At 42.5% G+C, this 22893-nt stretch carries 21 protein-coding genes; 2 read left to right on the forward strand and 19 right to left on the reverse strand.

All coding sequences use genetic code 11. The features are described 5' to 3' along the window. Nucleotides 1–248 precede the first annotated feature (248 nt). Nucleotides 249–4292, forward strand: a complete 4044-nt coding sequence (locus tag MUP17_02565) for a GAF domain-containing sensor histidine kinase (protein ID MCJ7457856.1) — start codon at nt 249–251, stop codon at nt 4290–4292. Beyond that, on the forward strand, nt 4289–4951 hold the full coding sequence (locus MUP17_02570; GenBank protein ID MCJ7457857.1) for a response regulator transcription factor: 663 nt from the start codon (nt 4289–4291) through the stop codon (nt 4949–4951). The genes MUP17_02565 and MUP17_02570 overlap by 4 nt, the downstream gene beginning before the upstream one ends. A 651-nt stretch (nt 4952–5602) precedes the next feature. On the opposite strand, the gene MUP17_02575 is transcribed toward MUP17_02570, so the two are convergent. The 19 genes from MUP17_02575 to MUP17_02665 all read right to left on the reverse strand — a co-directional run. Continuing rightward, nucleotides 5603–6193 carry a DedA family protein gene (locus MUP17_02575; GenBank protein ID MCJ7457858.1) on the reverse strand — a complete coding sequence of 197 codons (591 nt, stop codon included), beginning with the start codon at nt 6191–6193 and terminating at the stop codon, nt 5603–5605. Nucleotides 6194–6357: 164 nt separating this feature from the next. Beyond that, on the reverse strand, nt 6358–7803 hold the full coding sequence (locus MUP17_02580) for an RtcB family protein (protein ID MCJ7457859.1): 1446 nt from the start codon (nt 7801–7803) through the stop codon (nt 6358–6360). Between the two features lie 10 nt (nt 7804–7813). Further along, nucleotides 7814–8242 carry an archease gene (locus MUP17_02585; GenBank protein MCJ7457860.1) on the reverse strand — a complete coding sequence of 143 codons (429 nt, stop codon included), beginning with the start codon at nt 8240–8242 and terminating at the stop codon, nt 7814–7816. 26 nt (nt 8243–8268) lie between these two features. Next, entirely contained in the window at nt 8269–8469 is a 201-nt protein-coding gene (locus tag MUP17_02590; protein ID MCJ7457861.1) for a LapA family protein, read from the reverse strand. A 290-nt stretch (nt 8470–8759) separates the two neighbouring features. Continuing rightward, complete coding sequence (locus MUP17_02595; GenBank protein ID MCJ7457862.1) at nt 8760–8948, reverse strand: 4Fe-4S binding protein; 189 nt, start codon at nt 8946–8948, stop codon at nt 8760–8762. Between the two features lie 453 nt (nt 8949–9401). Beyond that, a complete protein-coding gene (locus tag MUP17_02600; protein ID MCJ7457863.1) occupies nt 9402–12041 on the reverse strand; it encodes a hypothetical protein in 2640 nt (879 codons plus the stop codon). Between the two features lie 286 nt (nt 12042–12327). After that, nucleotides 12328–13707: a B12-binding domain-containing radical SAM protein gene (locus tag MUP17_02605; protein MCJ7457864.1), complete on the reverse strand. Its 1380-nt coding sequence runs from the start codon at nt 13705–13707 to the stop codon at nt 12328–12330. Between the two features lie 406 nt (nt 13708–14113). Further along, a complete protein-coding gene (locus MUP17_02610; GenBank protein ID MCJ7457865.1) occupies nt 14114–16279 on the reverse strand; it encodes a 5'-nucleotidase C-terminal domain-containing protein in 2166 nt (721 codons plus the stop codon). Between the two features lie 118 nt (nt 16280–16397). Then, entirely contained in the window at nt 16398–16556 is a 159-nt protein-coding gene (locus MUP17_02615) for a hypothetical protein (protein ID MCJ7457866.1), read from the reverse strand. A 379-nt stretch (nt 16557–16935) separates the two neighbouring features. Then, a complete protein-coding gene (gene folE, locus MUP17_02620) occupies nt 16936–17514 on the reverse strand; it encodes a GTP cyclohydrolase I FolE (protein MCJ7457867.1) in 579 nt (192 codons plus the stop codon). Then, on the reverse strand, nt 17498–18025 hold the full coding sequence (gene folK, locus MUP17_02625; protein ID MCJ7457868.1) for a 2-amino-4-hydroxy-6-hydroxymethyldihydropteridine diphosphokinase: 528 nt from the start codon (nt 18023–18025) through the stop codon (nt 17498–17500). Before folK ends, folE begins: the two co-directional genes overlap by 17 nt. A 2-nt stretch (nt 18026–18027) precedes the next feature. Continuing rightward, the gene (folB, locus tag MUP17_02630; GenBank protein MCJ7457869.1) at nt 18028–18384 is read right to left on the reverse strand and encodes a dihydroneopterin aldolase; all 357 of its coding nucleotides are present in this window, start codon (nt 18382–18384) and stop codon (nt 18028–18030) included. Further along, nucleotides 18362–19123, reverse strand: a complete 762-nt coding sequence (locus tag MUP17_02635) for an SDR family oxidoreductase (protein MCJ7457870.1) — start codon at nt 19121–19123, stop codon at nt 18362–18364. Before MUP17_02635 ends, folB begins: the two co-directional genes overlap by 23 nt. 37 nt (nt 19124–19160) lie before the next feature. Next, on the reverse strand, nt 19161–19481 hold the full coding sequence (locus tag MUP17_02640; GenBank protein MCJ7457871.1) for a 4a-hydroxytetrahydrobiopterin dehydratase: 321 nt from the start codon (nt 19479–19481) through the stop codon (nt 19161–19163). Between the two features lie 19 nt (nt 19482–19500). Further along, nucleotides 19501–20706 carry an FAD-dependent oxidoreductase gene (locus MUP17_02645; protein ID MCJ7457872.1) on the reverse strand — a complete coding sequence of 402 codons (1206 nt, stop codon included), beginning with the start codon at nt 20704–20706 and terminating at the stop codon, nt 19501–19503. Nucleotides 20707–20865: 159 nt separating this feature from the next. Continuing rightward, nucleotides 20866–21378, reverse strand: coding sequence for a ferredoxin:glutaredoxin reductase (locus tag MUP17_02650; protein ID MCJ7457873.1), 513 nt, complete (start codon nt 21376–21378; stop codon nt 20866–20868). After that, nucleotides 21375–21653: a glutaredoxin family protein gene (locus MUP17_02655; GenBank protein ID MCJ7457874.1), complete on the reverse strand. Its 279-nt coding sequence runs from the start codon at nt 21651–21653 to the stop codon at nt 21375–21377. The genes MUP17_02650 and MUP17_02655 overlap by 4 nt, the downstream gene beginning before the upstream one ends. A 58-nt stretch (nt 21654–21711) precedes the next feature. Then, on the reverse strand, nt 21712–22350 hold the full coding sequence (locus MUP17_02660; protein MCJ7457875.1) for a fumarylacetoacetate hydrolase family protein: 639 nt from the start codon (nt 22348–22350) through the stop codon (nt 21712–21714). 45 nt (nt 22351–22395) lie between these two features. Continuing rightward, nucleotides 22396–22893 (reverse strand): SDR family NAD(P)-dependent oxidoreductase (locus tag MUP17_02665; GenBank protein ID MCJ7457876.1); only part of this gene is annotated, 498 nt, incomplete at its 5' end.

The following is a 22893-nucleotide window of genomic DNA, read 5'->3' on the forward strand; positions in this document are numbered from 1 at the left end:
CGCCTCAGGTATCTATTTCTACAAACTGAGCGCAGGGAGTTATAGCCAGACCAGAAAGATGTGTCTGTTAAAATAAAGCTTGATTTCTCGATAAAGGGAGTGAAAATTATTCGCTCCCTTTTTTTATGATATCTCTCAGTTGCCTGCTCGGAGAAACTATAGGATCAGCCTTAAGATTGACCAATTTCACCTTTTTGTATTGACAATTTGGCTTCAAGTGATTATATAATTTGTACTTATTGAAAAAAATGGACAAAGATATTCACAGCTTAAAAGCCAGAGAATTAGAAGTAGTTCTGAAAATAAGTCAGGCAGTTTCCTGCACCCTGGACTTAAAAGAAATCCTCAAAATGGCCTGCCAGATGACCGCCCAGGCACTGAATGCTGACCGCTGCTCCATAGGGCTCCTTGATACAAACGGTACCTATACCATCACTCATTCCACCTATCGGAGAGTCTCTTCTTATCCTTCGACAGTAGGTGAAAAATTCATCGTGACGCATTACCCGGTCATTGCCAGGAAATTGCGGGAGAGAAAAGTAATCCAGATAGTTCAGGACCAGCCAGTATCATTTCTTTCCTCAAAGGAAAGAAGACTTCTCAAGCAGTTGCACATGAAGGTCTTTCTGGCAGTTCCGATTATCGTTGAAAAAAAACCTTTAGGGGCTTTTCATCTGGCAAGAGTGGAAAAATCTTTACCTTTCTCTTCCTTTGACATAAATCTTTGCCAGACCATAGCCAACCAGATAGGAATTGCCATCAAGAATGCCACTCTGGTCAAGGAATTAAAGGAAAATCATCAACTGCTGGAAAGACGAAGTGAAGATCTAAGAATCAGATATCAGCAGCAAAATCTAGTGTTAGATATTAGTAAATCCTTGTTCCAGAGTTCAAATTTGCAGGAGGTATTTAATATAATCACTCGAAAAACCTGCGAAGCTCTCGGATTGGACAGATGCACCATACTCCAGTTTGATCCTGAGCAAAGAGAGGCAGTTATAAGATCGGTATTTCATTCGTCTGGAGAGCCTTCGGGAAAAGGCACGCATGATTCTGCCGACCTGGGAAAAAAATTTCAGGTGAACAGTTTCCCTCAGGTACTTGAGCTACTTTTGAAAAAAGGATTTCTCCTGACTGAGGATATCAACTCAAATCCTCTTTTGCCTAGAACCCGCAAATACATCAAAGATCTGGGGGTGAAATCTACCTTGACTATACCCTTTTATTCTGGCAAAAAAATATCCGGAAGTCTTCAGCTCAGCGCTCTTAAAGATTACCACCATTTCAGCGATTCGGAAATCAAATTCTGCCAGACCATAGCCAATCTTACCTCCATGGCTATTCAAAACGTCAAACTTATGCAGAATCTGCAGGAAAAAAGCATCACCCTCCGGCAGCAGACAGAAGCTTTGGGAAAACAATACCGGGAACAAAAAATACTTTTGGAGATCAGTAAAGCTTTGTCTCAGACCTTGGACATTAAGAAACTCTTTGAGATAGTTACTCGAAAGACCACCGAGTTATTAGAAGTAGAACGCTGCGCGATTATGTTAATGGATGAGACCAAAGGAGCCTCCATCTTCTATAAAGTCTACTCCAGGGGTAAGTATCAATTAGAATATGAAGGCATCCAGAGAAGCAAGGATGACTTCCCGATTCTGGTAAGCCACCTATTGAGGAAACCACGTCTATTTTGTGCTACAGACGTATCCCGGTCGAACCTCTCTTCAAAAGAAAAGAAGACTTTTGAAAAGGAAGGAATTAAATCTCTCCTGGTGATTCCTTTTTACTTAGCAGAAAAAACCTTAGGGCTTTTGGCTTTGAGCACTCTCCATACGCAACACAAATTCACTGAATCCGAGATAAGTGCAGGACAAGCCATAGCCAATCAGCTTTCTCTGACAGTAGAGAATGCCAGATTGATGCAGGACATTCAAGAGAAAAACATAAAAATTCAAAAACAAACCGAGGTTCTGGAAAAGCAATTCGATGAGCAACGCATTCTTTTAGAGATCAGTAAAGCCTTATCCCAGACGTTAGTCCTGAAGAAGCTTTTCGAGATAGTTACTAAAAAAACCACTGAGCTATTAGGTATAGACCGTTGTGTTGCGATGATATTTGACGCGGCAACAGGTAATACTCTTTCATACATCGCTTATTCTGAAGGCAGGTATCTGCCAAAACAAAAAGGTCTCCAAGGGAACCTAAAAGATTTTCCGATCTTAGTTTCTCAGCTAATGAACAAACATATATTTTATACCTCGGACATAGCTAAATCCATACTGTCCGCAAGAGAAAAAAAAGCTTGTGAAAAAGAAGGTTTAAAATCCTTACTAAATATCCCTTTTATTCTGAAAGGCGAGATCATGGGAGTCTTTGGCTTAAATACAACAAAAGACCCACATGAATTTTCTGAATCTGAAATAACGCTAAGTCAAGCCATTGCCAACCAGCTGTCTGTGGCAGTAGAGAATGCCAGATTGATGCAGGACCTTCAGGAGAAAGGCATAAAAATACATGAGCAGGCAGATATATTAAAGAAACAGTTCAGAGAACAAACTATTCTTTTAGAGCTAAGCAAGGCTTTATCCCAGACCTTAGACCTGAAGAAGCTCTTCGAGATTGTGACTAAAAAAACCGCAGATCTTTTAGAAATAGACCGTTGCGGGGTAGTATTAGTTGATGAAGTCAAAGGAGCAGCCCTCCTTGTTTCAATCTATGCCGATGGTCGGCACCAGCCTCCTGAAGAAAGTATTCGCGGAAGCATAAAAGACTTTCCGGTCATATTCAGGCACTTGAAAAATAAACATAGATTTCATACTCCAGATATATCTCAATCTAGTTTATCTTCAAAAGAAAAGAAAATTTTTAACAAAAAGGAAATCAAATCTTTACTTGTAGTTCCTTTAAGTTTGACAGGCAGGTTCCTTGGACTCTTATCCTTAAGCAGGGTTAGAAAACAACACAAGTTTACAGAATCTGATGCAAGACTATGTCAAGCCATAGCTAACCAGCTTTCTGTGGCAGTTGAAAATGCCAGATTGATGCAGGACTTTCAGAAAAATAGTTTAAAAATTCAAGAGCAGGGCAAGGCTTTGGAAAAACAGTTCAAGGAACAAGCCATTCTTTTGGAGATCAGTAAAGCTTTATCCCAGACCTTAGACCTGAAGAAGCTTTTTGAGATAGTCACCCAAAAGACTGTCGAGTTGCTGGGAATAGACCGAGTAGCGGCGATGATTATAGATCAGAAGACTGGTGATTTCCCCTTGTTTATTCACTTCTCCCGTGTCAAGCAACCGCCTGAGCTTAAGATTTTTCCTAAAAGTGTAAGGGATTTTCCATATATTATTGACCAAGTCAGGAACGATCAAATATTCTGTGTCCCGGATGTTGCCAAATCTTCTCTCACTTCAAAAGAAAAGAACTATTTCCGAAAAAGAGGAATTAAATCAGTCCTTTCAATTCCTTTCATTTTAAGAGGCAGACTTCTTGGGGTTTTAGCCTTAAACAGCATCAGAGAAAAACATGAGTTTACAAAGCCTGAGATAAAACTAAGCCGGGCTATTGCCAATCTGCTTTCCGTGGCAGTAGAAAACGCCAATCTGATGGAAGTTTCGAAAAAACACTCAGAGGAATTAGAAAAGCTTTCCCTCCAGTTAATAAATGCACAGGAGGAGGAGAGGAAAAATCTCGCTGGCAAGTTGCACGATGTAATCGCCCAGGATTTGACTGCTTTACAGTTAGAGTTGAAGATGAGCCAGCAGGAGCTTCCTGAACAGTGTGCTCAAACCAGAAACAGGCTAAAAGAGGGAGAAGGATTAGCCAGACAGGCGCTGGAGAATGTTCGCAATTTGACTATGGACCTGCGTCCTCCAATTTTGGACGATTTCGGGCTTGGCTCAGCCATACGCTGGTATGTGAACAGTTTCAGCCGGAGAACCAACGTCAAAGTAGCTTTAAAACTGCAGGAGCGGGATTGCAAACTGCCTCCGGAATTTGAAACTGCTATTTACCGGGCAATTCAGGAATGCCTGACTAACGTGGCAAAGCATTCAGGGGCAAGCCGGGTAAGCGTATCTCTTGATAAAAAAGATGAGCATCTTCGCATAGTAATCCGGGATAACGGCATCGGGTTAGACCCGGAAATTTTCCACTTTACAAATGGGTTCGGTTTGTTTAGATTAAAGGAGAAGATAGAGCTTTTAGGCGGAAAATCCAGATTAAGCTCGAAGAAAGGAAAAGGTACCAGAGTAGTTATCATATTTCCTTGTAAAAATAAGGAGAAAAAATGAGCAAGATAAAAATACTGATTGCGGATGATCACAAGATCCTGAGACAGGGGATCCGTTCTCTGCTTGCCCCTCAGCCGGACTTTGAGGTAATCGGAGAGACTGCCGATGGTCCGGAAACTCTGAAAGAGACTTTTAAACTAAAACCGGATGTGGTGCTGATGGATATCGGCATGCCCAATTTAAACGGGTTTGAAGCCACCCGGCAGATTAAAAAGAAACTACCTGAAGTAAAGGTGCTGGTCTTAACTATGTACCAGGATGATGAATATGTCCTTCAGGCCCTTCAGTCCGGTGCCTCAGGATATGTTTTAAAAGACGTGGCAGTCGAGGAGCTGGTTACTGCTATCCGGGCGGTGAATAATGAGCAGTATTATCTAAGCCCCTCCATCTCGCGCACAGTGATAGATGCGTATCTTCGAAAAACTGAAAAGGGGGGAAAAGAGCCTTCAGAGCTTTTAACCGCCCGGGAGAGAGAGATTGTTCAGTTGATTGCCGAGGGACATACCAATAAAGAGATTGCGGCCAAACTCTTTATCAGCGTTAAGACTGTGGATGCACATCGCTCACATATAATGGAGAAATTGGATATTCACGATATGGCTCTACTGGTCAAGTACGCCATTCGTAAGGGCATAACAGACCTGCATACTAAAAGATGAAGCTTGAACTAATGCAGAAAACCTCAATATAAAATAAGGTATATACCTGATTGCCAAAATTTGTCAGTAAAATATATTGAGGTAGATATAAGGAAAAAACGAGGGTGTGCCCTGTAACTTCGGGTAGTTCCTAGCCCCCCTCTACCCATACAGAGCTTAACACCCTCTTTTATTTTGCCTGAGGACAAAATTGTTCAATAGTATATAGTGATTGGTTCATTGTCCACTCATCCTCCCAAATAAAGTAATTCGATTATCATAGTATGGTTATCTGAGAAAATCGCCTGTAAATTTTTCTTGACAAAACTGCATCCCCTGATTATTATTAAGTCAAGAATCTAATACAAAGCGTTTTGTTTTAGCTTTACAAGTTTGAGAAAACGAGGGTGTGCCCTGTGACTTCGGGTAGCTTTTATCCCCCCCCATTACCCGTACAGCGGTTAACGCCCTCTTTAATTTTGTCCCGGTTAACCGGGACAAAATTGGTTAATGGTTCATAGTGGTTGGTTGATAGTCCTCCTCCCCTACTTTTTGTCGAAATTGTAGATCACGATCCAGACTGGAGAAAATCAGGGAATCAGTCATTTATTAAGCAGATTTTGTCTCTTGGGAGATAACGAGCGCTCGGAGCCAAAAAAGACAGGGTTCTGTTCAGGTATGTTTCCTGTATTTAAAGTATGAATAAAATGTCAATGTCAGAAAAAACAAAAAGGAGATAATCAGAGCGATATAATGGATCTCCCTGGACATATAAGCCCACCTGACACCAACAAAATAGCCCAGTAAGATAAAAGTGCAGCTCCAGATAAAGCCTCCGGTGTATGCAAAAGTTGTGAAAACAGACAGCTCTAATTTCGAGGTACCGGCAATTAAAGCCATTATGTGGCGCAAACCAGGGATGAAATATCCAAAGGTCAGGACCCACCTGCCGGCACTCTCAAACCACATATGAATGTGGTTTATTTTCTCATCGGATAGACCAAATCTGGAACCATATTTTTTTACCAGGTGGATTCCGGCGGTACGTCCTAAAACATAGCTTAAAGTGATGCCACACATACTGCCCAGGGTAGCTGAAAGCATTGTGGGGACAAAATGTAATCTCCCCTTTGAAATAAGAGCTCCTGCAAAAGCTAAGAGGAATTCATCCGGTATAGGTAACCCGAAAATCCCCAGCAACAGCAGAACGAAAATTATAGGGTAGCCGTGATGCGACAGTAACCCGATAAGAGTTTCAATCATAAGAGATTTATTCTGTCTGGATTCTACTTTGACACAAAAAGAGGCGGATTAAAAGCTCCGCCTAAAGTAATACTTTAAGTCTCTTGGCATCCTTCTTTTGATAACCAGTTAATTTCCTTATTCTCGAACAACCTCAGGTGTTCTCAATTGTTATAGTCCTTATTCTATCCCTTGATATTCCCGACCGGTCTGAGTTCGATTACTTTCCTGGATATGCCGGCGCAGTCAACTGCATCGACCACTTCGGAGATATTCTTATAAGCTATCCCTGCCTCCTCAGCCAGGCCGGGCATTGAAACAGCTCTTACCGCAATTCCCCTTTCCTCCATTGACTTCATTAACTCATATCCTCTCACTTTTCTCTTGGCTGCCTCCCTGGACATAGTCCTGCCTGAACCGTGTAAAGTCGAGCCCATAGTCAGCTCCATTGCTCTTTGACTCCCGACTAAAAGATAAGAGGCGGTCTCCATAGATCCACCGACTATGACCGGCTGACCAATCGGTCTGTAAAACTCAGGCACATCCGGATGCCCTGGTCCAAAAGAGCGTGTCGCCCCCTTTCGATGAACCAATACTTTCTTTTTTTCGCCATTTACCAAATGCTCTTCCAATTTGGCGATATTGTGAGCTACATCATAAACTATATGCATTCCCAGATCTTTAGGGTCCTTATGAAATACCCGGCTAAAAGCTTCCCTGACCTGATGCAGAATTACCTGACGATTAGCAAAAGCGGAATTAGCCGCACAAACCATTGCTCCATAATAGTCCTGCCCTTCTGGAGAATTATAAGGGGCGCAGGCAAGCTCTTTATCCAGCACTTTGATATTATATTTCCTCATCGCTTCGGTAAAGACCCTGAGATAATCTGTGGCGATCTGGTGCCCAAATCCTCTGGAGCCACAGTGTATCATCACGAATATCTGATTGGGGCGGTCGATACCGAAGGCTTTTGCTGCCTCCGGATGAAAGATTCTATCGGTCTGGGCAACTTGCAATTCAAGATAATGGTTTCCTGAACCCAGGGTGCCTAATTGGTCCACTCCTCTGGATATTGCTTTTTGACTCACTTTTTCTGGATTAGCTCCCTGAATCCTCCCCCCCTGTTCAACTCTTTCCCTATCCTCTTCCCAGCCGTAACCGTTCTGAATGCACCAATCCACACCTTTCACCATTACTTCCTTAAATCTTTCGGTATTCAATTTGACAAAACCAGTGCAACCGACTCCTGCTGGAATAAGACGGTACAAGGTATCCATCAGTTCGTTCAGTTTTGGCTTAAGCTCTTCAAATGTCAGATTAGTACGGACGGATCTCACCCCACAGTTTATGTCAAACCCTATTCCACCTGGTGAGATAACCCCTTCTTTTAAATCAAATGCCGCCACTCCGCCTATGGGAAACCCGTATCCCCAGTGCCCATCCGGCATGCAGTAAGCATAGTTTTGAATTCCGGGCAAACAGGCTACATTGGTGATCTGGTTATAAACCCCCTGGTCCATCTCTTTCATTATCTTCTCTGAAGCGATTATCCTGGCAGGAACTCGCATCCCCTCTTTTTCAGTTACTGGTATTTCCCAGACATAATCCTCTATTTTTTTAACCTGCATATTCCCTCCCTCAAGTATCTAAAATCACCTGAGCTCTCCAGCCATTATCCATCTCCTTCACCTCGAGCATGTGATAGGTGATAGCTTTTACATCTCTTCTGATTTCCTGCTTTTTGTAATCTATCTTCTCGCCCCATACTGTGCCATCCAATTCATACTCTTCTTTTTTGTTTATATGTAAATCGAACTTGGAGAAAAAAACCTTATGAGCATCTTTCAGATACACTAGTTCGGATATGAAATCAAAAAGGAGGTCATCTAAATTCAAATCCCTTATCAGTATCTCCTCTTTTTGCTCTGGCTTGACATTCTTTGTATCCACCATCACCTCAAAAGTAGCCAGAGCGCAGGTCTCGAATAGCTCCTCCAGGGTATCTCCGTAAGCCTCAAAAGCCGCATCTGCAATGGCAATGTCTTCCAAAAACTTGAAATTTGACATAAGTGTTTTCGACTATGACTAAATGCTCATTCTCCTTTTTTCTTCCTGGCAGCAAATAGAATATATCCCACAATAAAACCCATGAAGAAAAACCAGAACACCAATACTGAACGAGACATCAGTATGGACCAGAAAAGAAATTTGATAGAAACCATCCCGGTATTCTGTAAGATGAAGAGAACCAAGAGAAGCGAAAGAATCAAAATAACAATCCCTTTACCACTCATCTTTATTCTTGATTCCTGACAATATTTGGTTTTTCAAGATAATATAAATCTGTAGCGGAAGGCTTTTGCCTTCCTCGTCCCGCATAAAACTGGACGCTACGCTCTTTTTCCCTTTGAACTTTTGAACGATTGTCCGCCACAGGCGGATTAAACCTTTTTTTATGGAGGTCTGAAGACCTCTGCTACATCCAATTCAAAACGCCGTCGCTTCTTGAGAGTCCTTGCAGGATCCGTAGGAAACGGCGGCGTGCTTATATACTCAAAGTCCTTCAAATGTAGTTTGTACGACCTCAAGTAGCCTTGATTATACAATCAATCGGGCAGACCTGAACACAGCGAGAACCTCCTTCTAAGCCCTCGCATTCGTTACATTTACCGGGGTCGACCAGGTAGATATCCCCCTCAGCTATAGCCGTTTGAGGACACTCTGGTAGGCAAAGTCCGCAAGCAGTGCACTCGTCTGTTATCTTCATTACCATTCTCTAAAATCACCTCCTCGGCCAAAATACCCTTAATTAATACGAAATTCAGTCTTTAATTTCGCAGTTCAATATATGCTGAGTTCAGTCGGTTTGTCAAACACTATTTTAAGTATTCAGTCAGATTTTTCTAATCCTGACATGGAATTGATTAAAATTACAGGATTATGAGCAATCCCAACACCATTTAACTACGGTAATGCATTTGACTTTGGCTTTTAGTCTTAGACTATCTTGAACAGAGATAGGATGTAGCGTAAACCTTCTACATTTTTTTTATTCCATTCAGAGTTGGTGAAGTTTCTTATGGATTTTGCGGATAGAGACTACTTTGAGGGAATCAATCTTACTTCACCCTGATTATCAGTATGATTTTCTAATTGATATAATGAACTGACTTTATAGGATAGAACAATCGTATTTAATAAAGGACTTCGGATAGAATGAGATACATTATGGTACAAGATTTGGCAGTTCCCTCCATAAAGGATCGTCTAACAATCCAGACCTCTTAAACATCTGCTGATAATTCAGGGTGTCACCTTGGGGAGTAATGTGCCGGGACGGAAACAGACGGTTTTTATCCATAGGCGGAGCTCCATTTTTAAATAGATAATTGATCAGATAAATAGCATCTGAAACACTTGTCTTGTTATCTAAGTTCACATCTCCTTGATCATCAAAGGGGAATAGGCCGGGTCCATTTTTGAATAAGTAGTTAATCATATAGATTACATCCGCAATATTAAGGTTGTCATCGGAGTTAACATTCCCTCTGAAGTAACCTTCACTTTGCATCAACCTATACAGGAATCGTCCAAAGGTGAGCCCGTTAACCGGATTAGTTTTATCATACGCCCAGATGATATATTCGTTGCGATATCTTTCATGAGGAGCTAAGGTAAATGGATAGTCAGTGAGCATCATACCAACACCCGTGGGTTGGTCTCCATAAGGGTTCATAACCCAGGAATTCCACTCTAACACCTCCCACAGGTGTTCAATAATCCAACCGCTTTGAGGCCAGATTTCCTTGACCCAGTTCACACCCCAACCTCCATAGGTTTTGTCTCCTTCATAAACCGGCTCAGGAGTCATTCCCATTAGAATATTCGCTTCTGATGGATTATATGTCCACATGGTTTGGAAGCCGGGGATCCCAGCAACAGAATTGCCCTCAGCGGAGAATATATCCAGATCTAAATGGAGAGCGTCAGCTATATTCTGGACGACCTCTTCACTCTTGTTGTAAATCACATACTTGACAAAGATAGCATCAGCACAAGGACCTCCCTCGGGGTCAATAACTCCAGTAGCAAAAACCTCAACCTGCAAAGGCAGCGCTGGATGCTCAAAGCAGGAGTAATGGCGAACAAACGTGTATCTAAGTGGGTCACTTCCTGGGACTTTCCGCTCAAAGTAAAGATAATCCTGTTTCCATCCATCAACTGGAATGAATTTGAGCGCATCTTGACTATAATCAAGAGCTAAATTATCGGCTTCAGTTCCCAAAATAAAAGAACCATTATAACCGGGATAGATACTGCCATAAAGAGGATGGAGCCATCTCATTCCTGGGGTTCCTAAGGTACCATCGTTTTCAACTGGAATCATAAACCTGGATGAATAGACTTCAGCCCGTTTTAGCATAGAGTCTTGGTCAATATAGAATTTTAGAACTTCCGAATAGGCACTGCCTCCAGAGTCATTAACCGCACATACGTGCCAATAGTAGAAAGTCTGATTTAAAAGATTGTTCGCTGGGGTGTAATAAGTCTCGCTAATATTGTCAACTGTAATTGTTGAAGGACCTTCAGGAAAATTATGTGAAGTGGAATATTGCAGAGTATAATTATTACTATTGCTGGATGGATTCCAGACAAAAATGGGAGTTAGAGTAGTTAGTATTGTATTATCGGCTGGAGAGAAAAGTACCGGAGTTGAAGGTAGATTAGTAGCACAGTCAACCCAGATTGGACTTGACCATACCTTTTGTCCATCTTGTTGTATGATTTTTATAAAGTAGTTATTTTTACCGTTGGGAGGAGTAATTTCAGGTGTCCAGGTATAAGAGATACTATCGACGGTAATCGATTTGATGAGCGTGCCATTTTGATACAGTCCTATTTTTCCAAGGAAATCCCCCATATCCGGGTCGTTTACACTTATCTCGAAGAGTATGTTATCCAGATGATTGAAGCTCTCTCCCATCCAGTGACCCTCAGCTTTAAAAATCAACTCTATGTTTCTATCCCAGGTGGCATAGGTCCGATGATTTCTCATTGCATCCAGAATATTCTCCTTTGTCAAGCTGGGTGCAAGCACAACGGTCCAGCGAAGACGCTGTCCCCAGTTGGCAGTGTGATTATCCTGTGGCCCATCTACACCCACATACCATCCAGCATTCAGCATTTTGATATACTTAAGTTCTTCTTCGTCATACCTTACCTCTACACCGTTGACTCCACTGTCTGCCATAGGAGAATAAGCATAATTGTTATAGCTTAAATCGTATGGATGACAAAAAGTTGCAGTAGAGCCGCTTGACTGGAGTTCGTTATAAAAAGAATCTAAATCATAAGTAGGAGCTGTGAGCACGTGGTCAGCTTCATATACATTAATATGATTATACGCTCCATTTATTGGATCCCGACCAACCCACTCCTGTCCTGCAATGGCTATGAAAACATTATCTTGTGTACAGGCATTTGCCTGAAATAGTATATCAGCATATTCTCCTTCACTGAGACACCAACTGGTGTCTCCCCCGATATGGTCGGTTATTGCAAGAAAATCGATTCCAGCTATATCTCTTGCGTATGCAAATGCTATGGCTGGAGTACCTACTCCATCTGAATAGGATGTGTGAGAATGAAGATTACCAAAATAGAGATTATAAATGCTATTAGGCTTCTCTCCAGAAATTTTGTTTCGTGGCTTATTTTTATTAACAAACACAGGAATGATTGAGGGCTCAGACCCAGGTAATACAGATTCAGACTGGGCAATATCTGGTCGCGATTTACCTGAAATAGTCAGGTCCGTCAAAACCAGTAAAGCAGCTATTATCAAAAACATTATTGCTGTCTTCATTTTTACCTCCCATATTTATAGATAACTACTCAAGTGATTATCAAAATCTGCCTATCCAGTTTCCACCTTTTTAAAGCAAATAATGAAGTCAATAAAAAATACTTCCCCTCTTAATTAACTGAGCCAGAATTGGCACCTGTTATAGTATAAGCTAATAATCCAAAATGTCAAGCTAAGACTTTATAACTCAAACACTTAATTATCAGTATAACTCCATTAACTTTCATCGTTCCAAACAAGGATTAATATTTAAGTTAAAGGGGATAATCGTATCTTATCAGTTGAGTTAAAATCTTATCAGGTCCCTGTAAGCTTTTCTACCTGAATAGTATAAAGCAAAAAGCCCCGGCAATAACCTTAGAAAACGCAATTTAGTAAAAGGAGAAATAGTCGGCCTTATCTTTAAAGCTCTGATCGGGGAAAAGGCTTTGCGATAGAGCCTGCTGTAAAGCCTGTAAAACTCTTTTGAAGGAAGCTCAGTAGGCAAAAGGCTATGAGCCAGGTCAAAAAGCCGGTTATCCGAAAACATTAACTTGCCTTTGACCTCGTCATAGAATTCTGTTCCGGGAAGCGGGGTTAAAATAGTGAACTCATGGTAGAAGATCTTCATCTCATCCATATATTTCAAAATGGCTTCGAAATCCTTCTTTTTATAATAAGGCTGGATGATGAAAGCGCCTAAAGGATCAACCTTATTTTTGTGCAAAATTTCTATAGCCTGATTATTTTTCTCCACCGTGCATCTTTTATTTAGAGATTTAAGCTCCTCGTCTTTGAATGACTCCAGACCCAAAAAAACCTTTTTCAGCCCGATCTCTGCCCATTTCTCCACAATGTCCGGATGACGGTTTATCTCGTCTACCCGGCCCAAGACATAATACTGTTTTTTTATTCCTGCATCCTTTATCAACTGGTAGATTCTCAAAGCATGCTGATAGTCATAGAAAAAGTTATCATCTCCGGCATAGATATATTCCTCTTTTATCCGGGAAAGTTCCTCCAAAACCAGCTCAGGAGACCTTTTAAGAAACCTTCTCCGGGTAAGGACCGGGCAGGGACAGAAATTACATTGATAAGGACAGCCGGCTGAGGTGACAATCAGCGCAGTTGGTCTCCAGACTAAATGGAAATATCTTTTTCGATATTTTTCAGTCAAATCTCTTCTGGGTAAAGGGAGATGGTCTAAATCAGTTACCGGATTTTTTATAGGAGTGAAGTGTAACTTATCTCCATTGGTCAAAGCTAATCCCTCTACTTCTTCAAAAGGTCTGCCTTTCTCGAAATTCAGCAACAGTTTCTTAAAAGATAAAACCCGGTGACCGGGGATTATGACGTCCACAGAAGGCTTATTGAAATCCTCAGGCATCAAAGTAGCGTGGGTCCCCCCTACTACAGTCAAAGTGTATCGATTAAATTCCTTGACTTTTTTTAGAACCTCTAACATTCGGTGAGTATGAATTACCGTACCGGTGATGCCAACAACATCAGGCTGAAATTCCTCAATCTTTCTTTCCCAGGAATTCTCCATTTTCATATCAAAGATTTCTACCTCGTGTTCTGGAATTGCTCCAGCCAGATATTCTAGTCCCAGAGGCTCGATGTTAATTAGTTTTCTGGGGATAACGCTTTCTTTACTCGTGTCCGGGTAGACTAAAAGAACCTTCATATAAATCTCCTTTGCCGATATTTTCTCATCATTAATCAATAGCAAGGAGAATACCAGTTCAAAATAAAAGAATAGAAGAAATTAACCTAAAGCAGAGCAGGAGATTATAAAAGGTGCCTAATCTTTCAGCTTCACAAACAATTGTAGATGTTATGATTTAGAAGACATAGGTGTTACATTTTGTGAGCCAGAAGAGACGCATTTGATAAGTCTCCACATAAAATCATCATTAAAAGAACACCCGATATCCGCCCGAGATATCGGGCGCTCAGACCGTTTGATGAAAGGCAGGGGCGTAATGCCTTACGCCCCTACAGAGATCTCACAGCTGATTAATTTGATTAAACTGATTACTCCGCTTTCCTAATCCGTTTAATCCGCTCAATCAGTTGTGAATTTTATCGTTTTACTTTAACAAGCTCATCTTTTTGGTCTGGACATAATTTCCTGCATCCAGTCTATAGAAGTAGATACCGCTTGATACTCTTTCTCCATTCTCATTTCTACCATCCCAGACCACCTTTTTTGTACCTGCGCTCTGGTATTCATCCACTAACACCTTGATTTTCTGACCAAGCACGTTATAGATTTCAAGCTTGACGTATGAGCCTTCTGGCAAAGTATAGGCAATCTCAGTCTGTGGATTAAAAGGATTGGGATAGTTCTGGAGAAGCTCAAAACCTTCAGGCAACTCCTTTTTCAGACCATGTTTTTCTGCGATCGTGAAAGAGCTGATGATCGATTCTCGCAGTTTGTCAGCCAGGTAAATCAGTTTCTCTGCCGATTCAGAAGATATATGCTTACCAGCTTGAGCTTTAACGTGTCTCCTGAAAGCTTTTAGACTTCCCAGGGCATCATCATATTCGCCTTTCTTCAGGGAGAAGTATACTTCTTTTAGCTGGTTTTTCAAACTGTGCGCGATTCCATACCCGTCAATCGAGCCATTTTCCAGATAGAGCCCGACTACTTCCAACAGAGCCAGGGTCCCTTTGAGCGGGTCAGAAAGTAGTGCCAGATCAATTACTCGACCTTCCGTATAATAAGAAACAGGAGAATGAGAAATCATAAAGTCTTTCACCACAGTGTACATAAAATAATCGGTTATCTGAAGATTATTAATCTGAAATCCCGGTATCTGGCTTAAGAAAGGAACAACCCCATCCGGCACCGTGACTGTGTAGCTGGAATAAGGATTCAGAGGATGGCCATCTACCGAAATTGACGAATAATCAACCCGCGAACCTGGAGAATTTAATGAATTATAGATATAAGAGAAGTTGGAGCAGTGCAGGAAGAAATCCTCCATAGACGGGAGATAGTAGACTGAAAATTCCAGTCCGTGGATAATTGACATTCCATCAGTCTCGAAGGTCGCCAGCTTCAATCCCAGACCAGTAGTCTGATCAAACCCGTATGGTATAGCCTGAAAGATGTCCGCTCCTTTGACTCTTCCCTTATAAATCGTCTGGGAGGAAAATCCCTGAGGGTGGAAAGCGATATCTGTTCCGGTTTTGCCTCTCAGAGCATCTGAGACTAGATTCCCTAAAGGATTATCTTTAAACAATCCCTCACCCAAGGGTTTCTTTATTTCCGTATTAGCCCGTGCAATCACCTGGGTATACACTGGACCAAACCTGGGATCTGCCTCTACCTCTGCTGCTAATTGTCCCACCATAAAGGCGGTAGTCGGCTCTTCTGGCACGGAGGCATCTACTGATTGAAGCTCATACTTCCAAGTCTGGATAGTCTTGTTGTTCAGATAGAGTGTCAACTTACCAAGGTTCCTGCCAAACTCGCCTGCCTGGAGAATCAAAGTACTGCCTATCTGGATAGGTGAACTGATAAAGGTATGGGAATGCCCTCCTACGATTATATTTATCCCGGAAACAGAGGAGGCAACTAACTGGTCGTAATCAGCACTTAAATGTGAAAGGAGTATGATTAGATCACAGTTGTGAGCTTTTAGGGTGTCTACCCAGGCTTGAGCATTAGCTAAAGCTGGCAGAACTATCACTGGCGAAGGATTCGAGTTCTGGTTGGTAAATTCAGTCAAAAGTCCGAAAATGCCAACTTTTAAACCATTATACTCTTTTATGGTATAAGGCTTGACAAAGTTGCCCAACACCGGGTCTCCGGACATATCCAGATTTGCGCATAAGACCGGAAAACCAGAACCAGGGAATCCTGCCTGACTGAGCACGTATTCTAATGTCGACGGATACAAATCAAATTCATGGTTTCCCAGCTCCAAAGCATCATAATTTAAGCCTTTCATGATTTCAAGCTCTGCAATTCCCAGGTATTTCTGGAACATAAAATCGCCAGTGAAAAAATCCCCGGCATGCAGAAGCATTACTTTGTTAGCAGACAGCCTATTCATCCCCACTAACGAGGCTATCCTTGCCATTCCACCCCAGGTCCAGTTACCCGCACAATCTTTAGGGCCATAGGGCAAAAGATGGGAATGGGTATCGTTCAGATGCAGGATGGTCAGAGTATCGACCTGCGCTTGAGCAAAAGAATACATACCCAGAATCCCGATAATCCCGATTAAAACTATTAGCTTTTTCATTTCTCCTCCTTATCGTTGCTTTGGTGAGATATTCGTATATCTCACTGTTTTATAGTGTTCCCCCTCAATCAAATCTCCTTTCAAGAAACTATCAAGTTTTCTTTAAATCACCTCCTCTTTAAGCATCATCTCTTGCAGGATAATCTCCATCCCTGGAAAGTTTTTCTTGAGGTATGTCCAGAATTATTCCTCTCAAAAGGTCAACCGCATAAGTAACACCAGGAACCGTCATTTCAATAAACCCGAAAACAACGAGAACTTGAAACAATCTTCTCATAATCTCTCCGTATATGAGACTAAAGTTTAGATTCTTAATATAAACCTGCCAGGGCATTTAACTCCAGCCTTACCATAAGCTAAAGATAGTATAAAGATAAAACCATAAAAATCAAGTATTTTTAAGAGGAGACTAATCTGATTTACGACGCATTACCTTTAGTAGCATTAACTGATTTTCTGATTTACCAACGGGTTAAGATTATCACTTAATCTAACACTTTATATGACTGATTTTTCTGGTGGCTTATTTTTTTAAAGTTCTGAGAGAGATCTCTGAAAAACACGTCATGCAGGACTGGGAGCCCTGCCTACGAATGGGAAGTAAGTTTTAATCAATTAATAGTCAGATAGGGCACATCAGGAGCTATTACTTATTCTTAATGCTGTTGCCTATGTATAAGAGAAAGAAACTCTTGCCTGGTAACTGCTGATTCGCGGAAGCTTCCTAAAACGGAAGAGGTCACCATTACGGAATTCTGTTTTTCCACGCCTCTCATCATCATACATAGATGACGTGCCTCTATCATCACCCCTACGCCAATAGCGTCACTAGAATCTCGCACCGCATAGGCTATCTGCTCCGTCAATCTCTCCTGCAACTGCAGCCTCTTGGCATACATATCTGCCAGGCGCGCTAATTTACTGGCACCGAAAACCTTTCCCTTTGGTATATAGCCGATATGACAGCGCCCGAAAAAAGGCAGAAGATGATGCTCACACAAGCTGTAAATCTCAATGTCCTTTACTATGACCATGCTGTTTGTTTCCTGGGTGAAAAGCGCCTCATTGATCAACTTTTTTCGGTCGACCCCGTAACCAGAGGTCAAGTATGCTAGAGACTGAGCAACTCGCTCCGGGGTTTTTAGAAGCCCCTCACGCTGCGGATCCTCTCCCAGCTCTATCAAAAGCTCTTTTACCAGCTTCTCAATCTTATCACAGTTAATTTTCTTGTCCATGGATTATCTCCTTTTTCAAAAGTTCTGTGTAGTTGTAAAGCGGCTGCATGCCCTCCCTTGAAAGGTTTAAAGCAAGTTTCTTTATGCTTAAGCCTGACCCTGGCAGCACTAATTCCGGATTCAGCTCGTACAGGGGTATAGCAAGATATGGACGGCTTGCTATCTGCGGATCAGGAAGAATAAAATCATCGTTCTTCAGAACAAGGTCATCATATAAAATCAAATCCAGATCGATGGTCCGCGAAGCATATTCATCCCTGCTCCTTTTCCTGCCTAAATCCTTTTCTATTTTTCGCAACACCTTATATTTCAACTCCTCTGGTGAGAAGTTAGTTTCGATTTCCACGACACAATTATAGTATTGAGGCTGTTTTAGCCCTTCTTCTGGCTGAGTTTGATAAACGGTAGAGATTCCAACAATACGCACTTTTTTGGATAGTAGTCGAATTGCATTTTTGACGTTCTCAGCCGGATTGATGTTCGAGCCCACCCCGATAAATGCCCGCACCATAGCTAACCTTCACGCTTTCTTTCGATCTCCACTCCTACACTTCGGGCAAAGCGAAGTGCTGAAGGCTTGTCAACTCTAACCTGTACCTGCACAACTCCTGGCTGCTCCAGGCAGATTTCAGCTATTGACTCAGCCAATGCCTCAAGCAGATAATATTTTGAACCCTCCACAATGCTCAGAACTTTCTTTTTCAGGGCGCGGTAGTCCACGGAGTCCTCAAATCTATCGCTCTTGGCAGCTTTACCCAGATCAGCAAAGATGATGAGGTTTATCACCACATCCTGCTTTTCGCGGCGCTCCTCTTGGTTAATGCCGATAATACAGCGGGCAGAAAGGTCACTTATCAGGATTCGGTCCATTACCGTACCCCTTCAAATGCAGACCACCATCCACATTGATGATCTGACCGGTTACGAAATCATTTTTTAACAAATAAATAACCGCAGCCGCGATATCTTCAGGTTTACCGTGTCGTTTTAAAGGCACCGTCTGCATCAGCTTTTCCAGGTAGCGATTATCCTTACCGGGTGGAGGAAGTATCAACCCTGGAGCTATTCCGTTTACCGTAACATCCGGGGCGAATTCCAGGGCCATCATTTCAGTCAAAACTGAAAGCAGGTGTTTGCTCAGAATATATGGTACATGCAGAAAGTCATATCCCTTTATCCTGGCATCCAGCAGATTGATAATTTTCCCATTTTTGACTAAGCGGGCGAATTCACGGCTCAAAACCAGCGGAACCCAAGCGTTCACCTGAATATGCAGCCTCAGGTCTTCAAAAGACATCTGTTTGAGTCTGCCGGGGAGAAAAACCGAAGCATTATTCACTAAAATATCCAGTGAGCCGGCAATCTTCAAGCTTCTGTGAATCAGACTATTGTATTCTCTTGAATTCTTAAAATCAGCCTTCACCAGCCAGGAGTTCACCTCATAATCAGCCAGCTCAGCGCACAGTCTTTTAGCATCCTCTTTGGAGCTATTATAATGAATGACAATATTCACTCCTTCCCTGGCAAGAGCAAAGCATATTTCACGTCCAATCCGCTTAGATGCCCCTGTGACTAAAACAGTCTTTCCCTGTAACTTTTCCTCTTTCATGTAGCTTTAAGCTCCTCCAAACCTGCTGATCTTATGTTTAAACCAGCAGATCTATCTTCGCCGCTAAAATAAAATCGTTCCTCGAAAGCCCGCCTATCTTGTAAGTGGAGAGAACTAATTTTACCTTGTTATAGAAGATACAAATATCCGGATGATGATTTTGCTTCTCTGCCAAATCTGCTACTTTATTGACAAAGGCTATACTCCCTTTGAAATCCCTGAATTGAAATTCCTTATCTATAGATTTATCTCTGATCGCCCATCTTGGAATCTGAATAGCCAGTTCCTTGACAGCCTGGTCAGATAGAGAGCTTTCCCCGGTCATCACCGGCTTGCAGTTTTCATCTGTTAATTTCATTTTGTCTCCTTTTTGGCAATCAACGGATAATCCCTGCCAGACTTTCTGGTCTTACTCTCTCCCCTTTCTTGATTAGCTCGCGAGCTGCATCCACTTTGCCCCAGACATTGCACATCATCAGGCCTCTAACCTTTCCTTCCTTCAGGTAGTAGATGACGCCGGTATCATTCTCTTTCTGCCAGTCCGCAAAAGTTTCAAGCTGTGAATCCACCTCTCCAACGGCTTCATATCCGAACTCGAAAAGATCGGAGTAGAAGTACGGCATATAATCAAACTGCTCATGCGCACCAGCCATATTTCTTCCCGCCCATTTGCCCTGGTTTACAGCATTATCCCAGTGCTCCACACGCATATTCTGACCCAATGCCTGATAAGGGAAATAGGCATTGTCCCCTGCAGCATATATGTTCGGGTCAGAAGTCTGCAGATACTCATTCACCACTATTCCGTTGCCAACTTTCAACCCCGCCTGCTGAGCAAGATCAATTACCGGCATTATACCTATGCCTACGATCAAAAGGTCAGACTCGACCTGTTTTCCATTGCTGGTCTGGGTAAGGAACCTGACTCCGTTCTTGTAGATAGAGGATGGTTTATCGCCATTGAGAATCTTGATTCCTCGCTCGATGTAGTGCTGCTGAATGGCTTTTCCCAAATAGTCAGGAAACACTCTCTGGACCAGGTATGGCTCTGGAAAAACCATGGTCACATTTACCTTATTAATATTAAGTGCCGCCGCTATCTCAGACCCGATGAATCCTCCGCCAATGACCACAGCAGATTTTCCCTCTTTTGCTTCAGTTCTTATTCTGAGGTAATCATCCAGGTAGCGATAATAACAGATTCCTTCAATATCTCCGCCAGGAATGGGTAACGTCCGGGGAATACCACCTGTGGCTAAAAGCAGTTTATCATATCGATAGGTATTTCCTTTGTCATCCTTTACAGACTTGAGTTTGGCATCCACCTCTACTATTCTGCTTCCCAGTGTCACCTGAATCTCATGTTCATCATAGAACTTCTGGTCGTGCAGAAATATCTGTTCGAGTTTTTTCTTCCCAAACCAAAGCTTCTTAGATAAGTCCGGGCGGTCGTACGGAAGATGTTTCTCATCTCCGACCAGCAGTACCGAACCTTTCTTGTCAGATTGCCGGATGGCATCTGCTGCACATCCGCCCGCTAGTCCTGCCCCAACTATAATATATGTGTAAGATTGTTCCGGCATTGTTCGAACCTCCCTTTTTGGCTTACAGAACTAATAACCTGCTTAAACTTGACATGCTGGAGAAGACGAAGATATCTTAGCATAAAAAGAAGGAAAGTCAAGCTATTTTTGAAACGGAAACCCGTTTGCGGGTCATGAGTTTTGAGGTTTCTGGCCTATTTACATGAACACCTCGAATCGATCTTTCTTTGCCTTGCACACCGGGCACACCTCCGGAGGTTCATCTCTGGCGCATAAGTAGCCGCACACTTTGCACCTCCACACCGGATATGGTAGAGCTGACGTACCTGCGACCGCAGGTTTGGTCCATGCTTTTTGTCTTTCCTCTAACGGAAGTCGTCTTTCGGGTATTGGTCTCAACTTTTGCGTGCCTTCTAAAACTGCCTGCGATACATACAGCGCACAATAGCAGGTGCCGTAATCGTTCAGGTCCGGATCCCGATAATCGCAAGGGCAAATTATGTCCAGGTCATCCTGTTTAATACCAGATGACAATCTGCAAGGACAATTCCAGTATCCGTACCGTTTCTCATTCACCAGAATACCCCTGACAAGGTCTTTGGTTTGCTCCACATCCGGATTGAGATGGTACCCACCTGCTTCAGCTTCACGATATAGTTTCTTGTATAATCTATCTACTTCCTCTTCCGTGACCTGGATTTCATCGCTCATAATCCAATCGTCTCCTTTATCTCCTTCTCCTGGTACCCGATAATGCATTTGTCATCAATTACCAGAGTGGGAAACGTACAGGCAGGATTCCACCGCTTTAATTCCTTCATCGCTTGCTCCCTTTCTTCACCCTGGAGAAGGTCGACATCGGTATAGTGATATTCTACCTTTGCCTGGTCCAGTAACCGTTTGGTCTTCTTGCACCATCCACAGGTGCTAAGCGCATAGAGAGAAATATGCCCTTTGTTCTTGCCCTTAACGTGATTCATTTCCATATTTACCCCTTTCGTGATAAGAATGATATCAGGAGCCCGGGGCTCCTTGACCTATTAGTTATTCAACTATACTCCACGAGAACGATCCGGTCAGCTCACTTTCAATTTCAATCGTGTCTCCTATCGTAAGCGGCCCCACCCCTGACGGAGTACCGGTGTATATCAAGTCGCCTTCGTGAAGCACCCATATCTTACTTAATTCGACCAACAGTCTTGGGATACTGAATATCATATCCCGGCTATTTCCTGTCTGCCTTTCGATTCCGTTGACTTTGCATCCAAATGAGATATTATTCAACTCGACCGACTTATCATAGGGAACGAAATCACCTATCGGAGCGCTCTGTTCAAAAGCCTTGGCAATTTCCCAAGGCAGACCCTTTTTCTTCAGGTCCGCCTGAACATCCCTTAGGGTCAAATCCAGACCAACGGTTACTGCAGATACAAAAGAAATCGCCTCCTCTTCCCTCACTACTCTCCCCTCGCTACCGATTTTGACCACTATCTCGACCTCGTGATGAAGCTCCTTCCCGTGCTTGGGAAAATGAATCTTCTCCCGCGGTCCGATTAAACATGTTGCTGGCTTAATAAAAAAAACGGGCTTGGTGGGTACAGTGTTTGACAGCTCCTGAATGTGCTCTGTGTAATTTCTGCCAATGCAGAAAAGACGTGGGCAATTTAGCTTATCCTTTACCATTATTTTATTCTCCCCGAAATCTCGTGAGTCAGGTTTCCTGCAGAGCTACTTTCGTGAATTAATCATCTGAAACGTCCGTTCTGGTTCCTTTCTCGAACTATCGCGTAAAAACTGTGCCTGTCCGACCGCAGTCTCATAGTCATCTTTTTCTAGTGCTTCAATAGCTGCTTGCGCAACCACTTCAGGCTTTATTCCTCTATCTACTTGACCTCTTTTATCTCGCGCTCCTCTATCAAGCTCAGTGTCAGTTGTAGGAGGAATTATCTCAAAAACCTTTATGGGCGTGTCTCTCAACTGATGTCTCAAGGACAAGCTGAAAGAATGAATTGCTGCCTTGGTAGCGCAATAAACAGGCATTATGGCAATCGGGACGAAAGCAAGTCCGGATGTGATATTCACAATTGCCGCTTCCTTCTGCTTTATTAAATGCGGAATAAACAAAGCAGAGAGATGAATCGGAGCTCGCAGATTTATCTCAATTTCATCTTCTCCGCTTGGCAAACCAACTGGTCCCTTTTTGAAATCGACCTCCCTTTGAATACC

It is taken from the genome of Candidatus Zixiibacteriota bacterium (genome assembly GCA_022865345.1).
In the GTDB taxonomy this organism is placed as follows: domain Bacteria; phylum Zixibacteria; class MSB-5A5; order MSB-5A5; family RBG-16-43-9; genus RBG-16-43-9.